The sequence below is a fragment of the Bradyrhizobium sp. USDA 241 genome (assembly GCF_049739505.1).
Lineage (GTDB): Bacteria > Pseudomonadota > Alphaproteobacteria > Rhizobiales > Xanthobacteraceae > Bradyrhizobium > Bradyrhizobium liaoningense.
Map to the genome: position 1 here is coordinate 711,228 of NZ_JBMGPZ010000005.1, position 12,125 is coordinate 723,352.

The 12,125-nt window shown below is 61.7% G+C and carries 5 protein-coding genes and 3 pseudogenes; 3 read left to right on the top strand and 5 right to left on the bottom strand.

Features of this window, described 5'->3' with window-relative positions:
• Positions 1–12: 12 nt before the first annotated feature.
• The 4 genes and pseudogenes from istA to ABIF91_RS25260 form a co-directional block, all read right to left on the bottom strand.
• Positions 13–1,548 carry an IS21 family transposase gene (gene istA, locus ABIF91_RS25245; protein ID WP_424578659.1) on the bottom strand — a complete coding sequence of 512 codons (1,536 nt, stop codon included), beginning with the start codon at positions 1,546–1,548 and terminating at the stop codon, positions 13–15.
• Between the two features lie 380 nt (positions 1,549–1,928).
• The gene (locus ABIF91_RS25250; protein WP_424578699.1) at positions 1,929–3,272 is read right to left on the bottom strand and encodes an IS1380-like element ISBdi2 family transposase; all 1,344 of its coding nucleotides are present in this window, start codon (positions 3,270–3,272) and stop codon (positions 1,929–1,931) included.
• A gap of 363 nt (positions 3,273–3,635) precedes the next feature.
• Positions 3,636–4,920: pseudogene (locus ABIF91_RS25255) on the bottom strand (IS256 family transposase).
• 575 nt (positions 4,921–5,495) lie between these two features.
• A complete protein-coding gene (locus ABIF91_RS25260; protein ID WP_038952271.1) occupies positions 5,496–6,764 on the bottom strand; it encodes an IS256 family transposase in 1,269 nt (422 codons plus the stop codon).
• A 156-nt stretch (positions 6,765–6,920) separates the two neighbouring features.
• On the opposite strand from ABIF91_RS25260, the gene ABIF91_RS25265 reads away from it, so the two are divergent.
• Positions 6,921–8,264 carry an IS1380-like element ISBdi2 family transposase gene (locus tag ABIF91_RS25265; RefSeq protein WP_424578699.1) on the top strand — a complete coding sequence of 448 codons (1,344 nt, stop codon included), beginning with the start codon at positions 6,921–6,923 and terminating at the stop codon, positions 8,262–8,264.
• Positions 8,265–8,581: 317 nt separating this feature from the next.
• A pseudogene (locus ABIF91_RS25270) lies at positions 8,582–9,646 on the top strand (IS630-like element ISRj1 family transposase).
• A gap of 22 nt (positions 9,647–9,668) precedes the next feature.
• On the opposite strand, the gene ABIF91_RS25275 reads toward ABIF91_RS25270, so the two are convergent.
• Positions 9,669–10,429, bottom strand: a protein-coding gene (locus tag ABIF91_RS25275) for an IS5 family transposase (protein ID WP_110115998.1) whose coding sequence is annotated in 2 segments (ribosomal slippage) — positions 9,669–10,090 and positions 10,090–10,429 — 762 coding nt in all. Because the reading frame shifts where the segments join, the coding sequence is not laid out codon by codon here.
• A 1,184-nt stretch (positions 10,430–11,613) separates the two neighbouring features.
• Here ABIF91_RS25275 and ABIF91_RS25280 point away from each other — a divergent pair.
• A pseudogene (locus ABIF91_RS25280) lies at positions 11,614–12,045 on the top strand (GDP-mannose 4,6-dehydratase); the annotation flags it as partial.
• Positions 12,046–12,125 lie beyond the last annotated feature (80 nt).

Here is a 12,125-nt window from a genome sequence, read left to right on the forward strand (position 1 = left end):
TGGATTTTCCTTTCAATGGAAGTAGCCGGGGCCGCGCAGATTGGGATGGTCGACGACGACGTCATCGGTGGGGCGAGCGCTGCGGTCGAGCTTGTTGGCGATGATCGAGGCGATGCTCTTGTAGGTCAGCGCGCGGACCGCAACCGCGCGGGCCGCGATCAACTCGGCGCGTTCCGGATCGAGATCCTTGAACAGCCGAAGCACACCCAGACAGGTCCGGAATCCTTGTTCGGGATGAGGCCGATTGGCCAGAATGGCGAGGACGAGACCCTCAGTGTTTAGCCCGATCGATCGTCCCCAGCGACGGAACCGCTCGGGAGTCCACTCGGCGTAACGCCGATGCGCGCTGGGCATGTGGTCGGGATCGGTGCCGTGCCGGCGGCCGCCGTAGCGGCGCTGGTGAGCCGCAACACGCGAACCCCGATGGAACAGCTCGATGGTCCGGGTGGTGGCGCGGACGTCGACCTGCTCCCGGATCAGGCCGTGTGGAACTGAGTAGAAGAAGCCGTCGATCTCGACATGATAATCGAGCGAGACGCGGGCCACGCGCCATTCCGCAAACTGATAATCGGCGTCCGGCAACGACGCCAGGACCGACATCTCGACCGTCTCGAACAATTGACGGCGACTGACACCGAGCCGGCGCATGATGTGCGCGTTGATCCGCTCCAGCGCAGCGGCAATGGCTGCGTTCGCCTCGGCCAACGAGAAGAAGGTCTGGCGACGAAGCCGCCCGAGGATATAGGTCTGGGCAAACCGAACCCCGGCCTCCACTTTTGCCTTATCCCGCGGCTTTCTTGGCCGTGCCGGAAGGACGCCAACGCCGTAATGGGACGCCATCATCCCGTAGCTGCGATTGATTTCAGGGTCGTAGAACGAAGCCCGGTGCACGCCGGACTTCAGATTGTCAGGGACGACGAGGCGCGGCACCCCGCCAAAGAACCGGAACATCCGGACATGGGCCTCGATCCAGTCCGGAAGTGTCTGCGTCCAGGTCGCCTCGGCGTAGGTGTAATTCGAGGCGCCAAGCACGGCGACGAAGATCTCCGCATCGCGTACAACCCCGGTTTCGCGATCAACGATCATGATCTTCTTGCCGGAGTAATCGACAAAGACCTTGTCGCCGGCCGGATGGTCCTGCCGCATCGTCGGAGACAGCCGCCGGTCGAATTCTCGGAATAAATCGCAGAACCGGCTGTAGCCATAACCTTCCGGGTGGACCGCCCGGTACTCCTCCCACAGCACCATCAGATTGACGCCAGGCCGCTTCAGCTCACAGGCCAGCGAGGCCCAATCCGGCTCCCGGCGCCGGCGAAAGCCGCGCCTGACGCCGGCATGGGCAAACAGACGTTGTTCAAGAACGGCGTCGGTCAGATCGCCCGCCAAAGGCCACGCCAGCCCGGCAGTCGAGGCACGCTTGAGGTTGTCCTGGATGGTGCTGCGCGCCACGCCGAGCGTGCGCCCAATCTCCCGGGCGCTCACCCCATCACGGGCAAGCCGCAGCATCTGTCGTATCTGTCGCATGGTCAGTTCTCTCTTGGCCGGCATCCGCTTCCCCACGTTGATCAACGCGGGACTTGATGCCTGAGGGACTGATCCAAACGAAAACGCCGACTTCCAAAAACCCGGCCGACTTCAAATCGGAATGCCGGCCGGTTTCATTTCGGAATCGTGGCCGGCTTCAAATCGGAACGATGGCCGGCTTCAAGTCGGAATACCCGGCCGGAATAAATCGGAATCCGCAGTGGCATCATGCGCCTAGCCCGTCCTATTCGTGAGAGTGCGGCTTTTGGGCCCGATTGATGCGGCCGCACATCTTGTCTGACGAGGCGCACAGGATTGCCTTCGGCTTTTCGCCGCCTGACGACCGGTACTTTGCAACGCGCTTGAGGGATGGGTTGGGCGAACGGGGGCGGACGCCCCGCCGGTCAAGGACCGAGCGGCAGCAGCGCGCCGGGCAAGCCGCAGATCAGGTCGGCTTCGGGACATGCCGCGGCAAACGCAAGGCGAATGCGGCTCGTGGTCTCGACGACACGGGCGGCGATTTTCAAGAGCCGAAGACGCAGCGTCGCGAACTCGGCAGCGGCCAATTCCCGGACTTTGGGAATGGCGTCGCGCACGGTCAGCATCAGCCAATAAGCGGCCGTATGGAGCACGAGACGGACCTGGTTGGCGAGCGCCGAACGGCAGCTGGTGCGGTCGGAGGCGAGCTGCGTCTTATGCAGCTTGATCAGATTCTCGGCTTGGCCGCGCGCGCAATACAGGCTGTCGTAGATCCACTCGGCCGAGCCGACATCGAGGCTGGTGACGACGAAACGGATGTCGAGGCCGAGCATCGTCGCCTCAATACGGGCGACGGTGCGCCGTTCGCGATCCCAGGACTTTGCCTTGTGGCGCGTCTCGGTATAGCCACGCAGAACCGGCAGGTTCTCGATGGCGCGTCGGGTGCGGATGTCGTCGGCGACCTCGTCGACTTTTCTGGCGAGAGGCTTGGTGCCGGACAGACCGAAGATGTAGTCGATGCCGTTGGTCTCGCACCACGCCATGGCCTCCGGCCGGGCATAGTGCCCGTCGCCACGGAACGTAATTCGCGTGTTGTGCCACCGCGTGCGGATATGCCGTACCAGGCGGCGCAGAAGGGCACGCACCTCGACGCCGCCCGGCGTCTTGCCGGGCCTCAGCACGACCGCCACGGGACGGCTCTTCTCCGTGTCGTAGACGTGGATCGGCAGGAAGCAGCGTTCGTCATAATGAGCGTTGAACAGCGAGAGCTGCTGATGGCCGTGGACGACATCGCAGGTATCATCGATGTCGAGCGTGACGGATGCCGGCTCGCGCGGGTAGCTATCCATCCATGCGTCGACCAAAATGTAGGTCAGTCGGATCACGTCGCGCAGGCGCGGAGCATTCTCCAGCCGCGACAGCGTCGGTTGGGAACACAGATCGCGGCCCGTGTCCGGCAGCCGTCCGCAGGCCAGCTTGAATGCGGGATCGGACCGCAGATGATCGAGGTCGTCGGCGTCCTCGTAGCCGCAGCAGATCGCGAACATGCGCGCGCGGAACATATCGACAAGGCTGTGCACGACCCGCGTCGGATCGCGCCGATCCGGGAACACCCGGGCCAGATTGTCGGCCAAGCCGAGACGCCGCTCGGCCATCGCCAGAAGCATCACGCCCCCGTTCGAGGTCAGGCGACCGCCATCGAAGGCAGCTGTGACTTTCTTGGCGTGAACGGCTGGAAACGAGAAGGGCGGAATCGTATCGTCGGTCATGGCGGGCGTGGCGTTCGCGGTTGAAGGTGATGGGGTGGCTTCGCAACCGAATCCTACGCCGCATCAGCGCTTTACACCACGCTCGCCAGCCCTCAGGCGCACTCTTACGAATAAGACGGGCTAGCTGCTCTCGGGTAAGACAATGTAGTTGCTTAGAAGGCGTAAGCAGCGACGGGGCAAATTCGTGGGTCGCCTTAACCTGCGTCTGGACTAACTTTGCAGACAGCAATTCCTGACGAACGCGAGAGCTTTTACTCGTTGTGGGAATTGGATAGTTGCTCGCTTTGCACATCCGTGTCGTTAGGAGAGGATTGTCATCCCTGGCGAAGAGCTATCGCCAAATTTTGGTGACGGCCGGGCCGGTCAGGCGGCGGCGGTTTTGGGCTCACGGTCAGCCGTGCTTGGCGATGACCTCAATCCCGTCGTTGAATGTCACACCGAGCACGAGTTTTGGCAACTGGTTGTGACCATCGAGTCGACGCCAACTTTTCTGCGCGGCCTCGGCCAGTTTGAAGACCATCGCGAGCGCCGTCCTGTTGGACAGGCAACCCTTCGATCGGATCGTGCGGTGGCGCACGGTGGCGAAGGTGCTTTCAATGGGATTGGTCGTCCGCAGGTGTTTCCAGTGCTCGGCGGGGAAGTCGTAGAAAGCCAGCAGCGTGTCCCGATCCTTGCCGAGGCAGTCGGCCGCCTTTTCGTATTTGGGTGTGTAGCTCTCGATGAAGGCGTCGAATGCCAGCTCGGCGGTGGCCTTGGACTCCGCCATCCAAATCTCCTGCAGCGCGCGTTTGGCTTTCGGCTGCTGGCTCTTTGGCAGCTTGGCGAGCACGTTGGTGGTCTTGTGCACCCAGCAGCGCTGCTCGCGCGTTGTCGGCCAGACCTCACCGGCGGCCTTCCAGAACCCGAGCGCGCCGTCGGCAATGACGAGCCGCGGCGACACGTCGAGCCCACGCCGCTTCAGATCGAGCAGCAGATCGCGCCAATCGTGCGCGCTCTCGCGGGCGCCATCGGTGAAGCCGACCAGTTCCTTGCGGCCTTCCGGCGTCGCGCCGATCAGCACCAGGATGCACTGCTTCTCGTCCTCGAGGCGAGCTTCGAGATGGATGCCATCGGCCCAGATGTAGACATAGCGCCTGGCCGAAAGATCGCGCTTTTGCCACGCGGCGTACTCGTCGAGCCAGCCGTCCTTCAGGCGACCAACGGCGGATGCCGACAACCCGGCAGCATCCTTGCCGAGCAGCGCCGCCAGCGCCTCGGAGAAGTCGCCGGTCGAGATCCCCTTCAAATAGAGGATCGGCAGCAGCGTCTCGATCGACTTCGACCGCCGCATGTAGGGCGGCACGACCGATGGCGAGAACCGGATACGGTCGGGATCGGCGGCGGCGGCCTCGCGATCGCGCACACGCGGCTGGCGGACGGAGACTGGACCGATCCCGGTCATCACCTCGCGCTCCGGCAGGTGACCGTGGCGGACCACACGCTGCTGGCCGTCCTCGGTCTTCACATCGGCATGCTTGCCGAGAAAGTCCGCGACCTCGGCCTCGACCGCCTGCGCCAACAGAGCGCGGGCCCCGTTACGCAAGATTTCGGTGAGTTGGTCGTCGAACACTCCTGGCTGAATCAGCTTGGTGACGTTATCGTTGGACACGGCATATCGCTCCTTCGGTGGAGAAGTGGAGGCGTCAAGCACCCCCACGATATGCCGCCTTCCCGATTCCCGCCGTCACCAACTTTCAGCGATAGCTCCCTGGCGAATCCTGTGACCAATAGTTAACAAAATCTTCGGGTCAAGATTCGCCGGGTCAACCGTGTTCATTCTAGTTCGCCGAATTGGCAACGAGAATGGCATGCCACCTTATCGCAAATACCGCATGAATGATGGCGGGGCGGTGGGCAGGACCAGGCCGGTCAAAGGCGAATGCGACTAGACGGCGGTCTTCCCCCCGCTGATCCGTCCGAGTTTGTCCACGCTGGAACGCTCAGGACTCCGCGACCGGCCGATCGGTCGGGCAACCGGGGCCGACACCGCAGAGCAGGCGAGGAGAGGTCATTTCCGTTGCAATGACGGCGCCAAGTCGAGATCCCAGATTACCAAATTGCCAGACTGGGAAAGCATCTAGCCCGTCTTATTCGTAAGAGTGCGCCTGAGGGCTGGCGAGCGTGGTGTAAAGCGCTGATGCGGCGTAGGATGAGCTATGGCTGATTTTGGGTGACGCGGCCTGATCAGGCGGCGTGGCTTTCAGTGTTCGGAATGACTTCGATTCCGTCGATGAACTTTACACCGGCGATGACTTTCGGCAACTGGTTCGTGCTCTTCAATCGCCGCCAGGTCTTCGATGCGGCGTCGATGAGCTTGAACACCATCAGCTTCGCAGTTTGTTGCGACAGCGATCCCTTGGTCCGCACCGTTCGGTGGCGCACCGTGGCGAAGACGCTCTCGATCGGGTTCGAGCTGCGTAGGTGGATCCAGTGCTCAGCAGGGAAGTCGAAGAAGGCGAGCAGCGCATGGCGATCCTTGATCAGGCACTCCACCGCACGTCCGTATTTGACGTGGTATTTCTCGACGAAGACGTCGATCGCGGTTTCAGCTTCGGCCCGGTGTGGGGCCAGATAGATGTTCCGCAGGTCGTTCTTCATGGGGCCCTGCACGGATTTGGCGACCTTGTCGAGTACGTTGCTCACTTTATGGCACCAGCATCGTTGGTGCCGCGTGCCGGGAAAGGCCTCGTCCAGTGCCTTCCAGAAGCCGAGGGCGCCGTCGCCGATGGCGAGTTGCGGGGCAATCCGTAACCCGCGTTGCCGCAGGTCGATCAGGAGTTCGCGCCAGCTCTGCGCGCTCTCGCGCACGCCGACCTGGAAGCCGATCAGCTCCTTCTTGCCTTCCGGCGTGGTGCCAATCAGCACCAGCATGCATTCGCTGTGATCTTCCATGCGGGCCTGCAGGTACACGCCATCGGCCCAGATGTAGACATAGCGACGCGCCGACAGATCGCGTCTCTGCCAGCGTTCGTACTCGACCTGCCAATCGGCCTTCAGGCCGGCGATCACCGAAGGCGACAGGTTCGGCGCATCCTTGCCGAGCAGCGCCGAGAGCGCCTCCTGGAAGTCGCCGGTCGAGATGCCGCGCAAATAGAGGACCGGGATCAAGGCATCCAGGCTCTTCGTCCGCCGCGCCCATAGCGGCAGGATTGCCGAACTGAAGCGGAGGCGGTCGCCTGGCCCGCTCGCTCCGCGGTCGCGGACCTTGGGACGAGCGACCTCCACCGGACCGATGCCGGTCGCAATCTCGCGCACCGGACCGTGCCCATGTCGGACCAGGCGCGCTCGACCGTCGGGCAGCGTCAGATTGGCCGTGCTGGCCAGAAACGCGCCAACCTCGATCTCGATCGCCCTGGCAAGCAGGTCCCGCGCGCCGGCACGAACGATATCGGTCAGTGGATCATCAACCGCGGACGGCTGACGGAAAGCAAGAACATTGGTAGTCTCGGTCATGGCGTATCGCTCTCCTCGAGAGGTTCTGGCAGGCTCGTCACCCGCCTCGATACGCCGCCTTCCTCACACCGTCATCACCCAGATTCCGCCATAGCTCGCGTAGGATTCGGTTGCGAAGCCACCCCATCACCTTCAACCGCGAACGCCACGCCCGCCATGACCGACGATACGATTCCGCCCTTCTCGTTTCCAGCCGTTCACGCCAAGAAAGTCACAGCTGCCTTCGATGGCGGTCGCCTGACCTCGAACGGGGGCGTGATGCTTCTGGCGATGGCCGAGCGGCGTCTCGGCTTGGCCGACAATCTGGCCCGGGTGTTCCCGGATCGGCGCGATCCGACGCGGGTCGTGCACAGCCTTGTCGATATGTTCCGCGCGCGCATGTTCGCGATCTGCTGCGGCTACGAGGACGCCGACGACCTCGATCATCTGCGGTCCGATCCCGCATTCAAGCTGGCCTGCGGACGGCTGCCGGACACGGGCCGCGATCTGTGTTCCCAACCGACGCTGTCGCGGCTGGAGAATGCTCCGCGCCTGCGCGACGTGATCCGACTGACCTACATTTTGGTCGACGCATGGATGGATAGCTACCCGCGCGAGCCGGCATCCGTCACGCTCGACATCGATGATACCTGCGATGTCGTCCACGGCCATCAGCAGCTCTCGCTGTTCAACGCTCATTATGACGAACGCTGCTTCCTGCCGATCCACGTCTACGACACGGAGAAGAGCCGTCCCGTGGCGGTCGTGCTGAGGCCCGGCAAGACGCCGGGCGGCGTCGAGGTGCGTGCCCTTCTGCGCCGCCTGGTACGGCATATCCGCACGCGGTGGCACAACACGCGAATTACGTTCCGTGGCGACGGGCACTATGCCCGGCCGGAGGCCATGGCGTGGTGCGAGACCAACGGCATCGACTACATCTTCGGTCTGTCCGGCACCAAGCCTCTCGCCAGAAAAGTCGACGAGGTCGCCGACGACATCCGCACCCGACGCGCCATCGAGAACCTGCCGGTTCTGCGTGGCTATACCGAGACGCGCCACAAGGCAAAGTCCTGGGATCGCGAACGGCGCACCGTCGCCCGTATTGAGGCGACGATGCTCGGCCTCGACATCCGTTTCGTCGTCACCAGCCTCGATGTCGGCTCGGCCGAGTGGATCTACGACAGCCTGTATTGCGCGCGCGGCCAAGCCGAGAATCTGATCAAGCTGCATAAGACGCAGCTCGCCTCCGACCGCACCAGCTGCCGTTCGGCGCTCGCCAACCAGGTCCGTCTCGTGCTCCATACGGCCGCTTATTGGCTGATGCTGACCGTGCGCGACGCCATTCCCAAAGTCCGGGAATTGGCCGCTGCCGAGTTCGCGACGCTGCGTCTTCGGCTCTTGAAAATCGCCGCCCGTGTCGTCGAGACCACGAGCCGCATTCGCCTTGCGTTTGCCGCGGCATGTCCCGAAGCCGACCTGATCTGCGGCTTGCCCGGCGCGCTGCTGCCGCTCGGTCCTTGACCGGCGGGGCGTCCGCCCCCGTTCGCCCAACCCATCCCTCAAGCGCGTTGCAAAGTACCGGTCGTCAGGCGGCGAAAAGCCGAAGGCAATCCTGTGCGCCTCGTCAGACAAGATGTGCGGCCGCATCAATCGGGCCCAAAAGCCGCACTCTCACGAATAGGACGGGCTAGGTTTCTAGGGCCGGGTAGGTGGATGCGAGGATTGCTGAGTGACAAGCAGCCTGATCTCGCATCCAAGACTTTGCAAAGTTGAATTTTATAAACTCACAAGACTAGTACCCACTTTTCTTGGAACGTGAGTCGTGATTCAAGGTCGGGATGATACCCGAAGCAAGAGAAGTCCACCTTTCGAGGAAAGATCGCAAGGTGCTTGAGGCGTGCTGTCGCTCACCGGTGACGTTGCAGCGCGATTTGAAGCGGGCGCGGATAGTTCTGTTGGCGGCGGATGGGCGCAGCACCCGGTCGATCGCCAAGGAAGTTGGGGTCCAGCCGCGGATTGTCAGCCTTTGGCGGCATCGCTATGCCGACCATGGCCTTGAAGGGCTGCAAGACAAGCCGCGGCCTGGCAAGCAGCCGATCTATACGAAGACGACCGACAAGCGGATTCTGAAGCTGCTGGATAAGCCGCCACCGCAAGGGTTTGCGCGCTGGACCGGCCCCCTGCTGGCCGAGGCGCTGGGCGATGTCGATGTCCAATATGTCTGGCGGTTCCTGCGCAGCCACAAGATTGACCTGGTGGCTCGCAAGTCCTGGTGCGAGAGCAACGACCCGAACTTTACGGCCAAAGCCGCCGATGTTGTCGGCCTCTATGTCGCGCCGCCGGCGAAGGCCATTGTGCTGTGCGTGGACGAGAAGCCCTCGATCCAGGCTTTGGAGCGAGCGCAGGGTTATCTGAAGTTGCCCAATGGCCGCGCCTTGACCGGCCAAAGCCACGATTACAAGCGGCATGGCACCACAACATTGTTTGCGGCGCTCGAAGTCGCCACCGGAAAGATCATCGCGACCCATTCAAAACGCCGGCGCCGCGTCGAGTTTCTCGATTTCATGAACAGCGTCACCGCGGCTTTTCCGAACCGCAAGCTTCACGTCATCCTCGACAACCTCAACACCCATAAAAAGAACGAGGACTGGCTCAAGGCCCACCCCAACGTGCAATTTCATTTCACGCCGACAAGTGCGTCATGGCTCAATCAGGTCGAAGTATGATTTTCCATCTTGCAGGGGCAGTCGCTCAGCGGCACCTCCTTCACGAGCCTCAAGCAGCTTCAGGAACACATCGATGCCTACGTCAACGCATACAACGACAGAGCCGAGCCCTTCGTCTGGACCAAGAAAAAGGTCCGTCAACGCCGTTTCAAAGGCCGCCGTATCACTCAGCTCTGATTCCGGGTACTAGGGTCCAGACTCAATTGAGCCAATATGCGACGAGAGCGGCGAGATGAACAGCGGCCAAAAAATTACGGGCGAGCTTGTCATATCGCGTGGCGATGCGCCGGAAGTCCTTGAGCCTGCAAAAGCAGCGTTCGATGACATTTCGTCCTTTGTAGGCGCGTTTGTTGAAGCGATGGATGACGACACGGTTAGATTTATTGGGGATTACGGGCTTGGCGCCACGACGAATGATTTCGCCGCGAAGCTTGTCGCCATCATACCCTTTGTCGGCGAGGAGCACGCTCATGGGTGGCGCGAGCGCCAGGACATCGGGAGCCGCAGCGATATCGGCATCCTGGCCTGGAGTCAGATGCAGGACGACCGGCCGGCAGAGCGGATCGCTCAGCGCATGGATTTTTGTCGTGCGGCCTCCGCGCGAGCGGCCGATTGCTTGATTGTGCTCCCCCCTTTTCCGCCGGAGGCACACCGGTGAGCTTTAATCGAGGTCGAGTCGAGCGACAGTACGACGCCGTCTTCGCCAGGCTTGGCCAGCGCTTCGAAGATTGCGCACCATCGTCCTCGCTTGGCCCAGCGATTGAAGCGATTGTAGATCGTCGTGTAAGGGCCGTATTCACGTGGACAATCACGCCATCGTGCACCCGATTGCAGCATGTGAATGATGCCGCTGACGATGCGTCGGTCGTCGTCCCGATCCGGCCCCGTCAGTCCCCTCGGCAGATGCGGTTCGATACGCGCCCATTGCCTGTCGTTCAGCCAAAACAAACCAGCGCGCATTCTCTCGCCCCCGAATCAACACGTAGGCAAGAGAATCACGTGGCGCTATTTAGGTACAGACCCTAGGGATCCATGTTGCGAGCCAAGGCTATTCCGCCAGCAGAGATCTCAGGGTCAGTCCATGTTTCAGGGGCAAAATCCGAGGGTGGCAGTTTTGTCAATCCGACCTAAGCAAAGAGCATGCCGTTCTCGCTCGGCCGACCTGGCCAAGCTAAACCCTCAGATCGAGCAACATTAGCGCTCGCTCGGGCCCCGTATGGCGGACCAACGCGAAAGCCGCTAGCGGCGATTCGGGATATTCTCCCAAGCTTGGCGAAGAGGGTGTACGGCTGGCTCGGACGGTTTATAGCAGTTTTCCGAGATTCACCGCCGTTCGAAGCCGGGATGAGGAAATTAGGATCGGGAAGCCACACTTGGCGCCATATCGACCCAAAAAGGCTCTTGGCCACCTGGCAGCGGTTGCTTTTCTACCGTCGACGCTGGTAAATTCCCTAAGTTGTTTGGATCAGCCGCGCGGCTTACCCAAGGCGCTTCCGGCGACTGGGATACGGCGAGTGCGACTGGGATTAAATCCGCAGGCGCGAGGAGCTGTCGGGATGTTCATGACGCTATTGCGATCCGGTCTTTTCGCCGTGGCGGTTATGCTGTGCGCAGCGAGTGGCGCTAACGCCATGCTGATGGCCGCACCAGCGGCGCTGCTCACGAGTCAGAGCCAAGTGACGCCTATTACGTTCTGGGCGCAGCCGTATCCATATCGGTATGTGCCGGTGCGCCGTTGTCCCTTAGTGCGGGTCGAGACGCCTTATGGCTGGTACATGGACCGGGTTTGCGCGCCTGTTGGTCCAGTGTTGCGTCGCGCATACTGACAGCGTGGCTCCTCGCTCACGCTCGCTTACCTTGTGCGACGGACATCAGCCGACCTAGCGAAGCGTCGTCGCTAGTTGTCAGGAGCGAGAGGCGGCCGCGCGAATTCCTTGATCGCGAATTGCCGCAGTTTGGCCGCGTTCAGGGATGGAGCTTGCGCTTCCTATCTAAGCGCTCTCGCCCGTCGCCCGCGATTTCCCGGTTGACGCACAGCGGATGGCCCCGGGTTGATCGTTCGAAATGATGCATTGGAAGAGACGATAGTTTGATGAGCGCGTGTGTACGCGTGATCTTCGGCACTTCCTCAACTTGAGCAACAAATGAATAAGCCAACTGCTTTAATCACCGGGGTGACCGGACAGGATGGGGCTTATCTTGCCGAATATCTGCTGTCGCTTGGTTACACAGTGCACGGCATCAAGCGCCGGTCGTCCTCATTCAACACGGCGCGCGTCGATCATCTATATCAGGATCCGCACATCGGCAACGTGCCGTTTTTGATGCACTATGGCGACATGACGGATTCAACCAATCTAATCCGTCTCGTGCAGCAGATCCGGCCGACCGAGATCTACAACCTCGCAGCTCAGAGCCACGTCGCTGTCAGTTTCGAAAGCCCGGAATACACCGCAAATGCAGACGCAATCGGTGTGCTGCGGCTCCTTGAAGCCATCCGCATCCTCGGCATGGAGAAGGAGACGCGGTTCTACCAAGCCTCGACCTCCGAGCTATACGGCCTGGTGCAGGAGATACAGAGCTGGCCCCGGTTGTTTGGACAGCGCCCCGCTGGATTTAAGTGGATTCCTGCCGGGTTATGCTGAACGCGGGGCTT

Excerpts from the sequence above, each read along its gene's own strand:
- ABIF91_RS25265 (WP_424578699.1), top strand. The coding sequence starts at position 6,921 with ATGACCGACGATACGATTCCGCCCTTCTCGTTTCCAGCCGTTCACGCC.
- istA (WP_424578659.1), bottom strand. The coding sequence starts at position 1,548 with ATGCCGGCCAAGAGAGAACTGACCATGCGACAGATACGACAGATGCTG.
- ABIF91_RS25260 (WP_038952271.1), bottom strand. The coding sequence starts at position 6,764 with ATGACCGAGACTACCAATGTTCTTGCTTTCCGTCAGCCGTCCGCGGTT.
- ABIF91_RS25250 (WP_424578699.1), bottom strand. The coding sequence starts at position 3,272 with ATGACCGACGATACGATTCCGCCCTTCTCGTTTCCAGCCGTTCACGCC.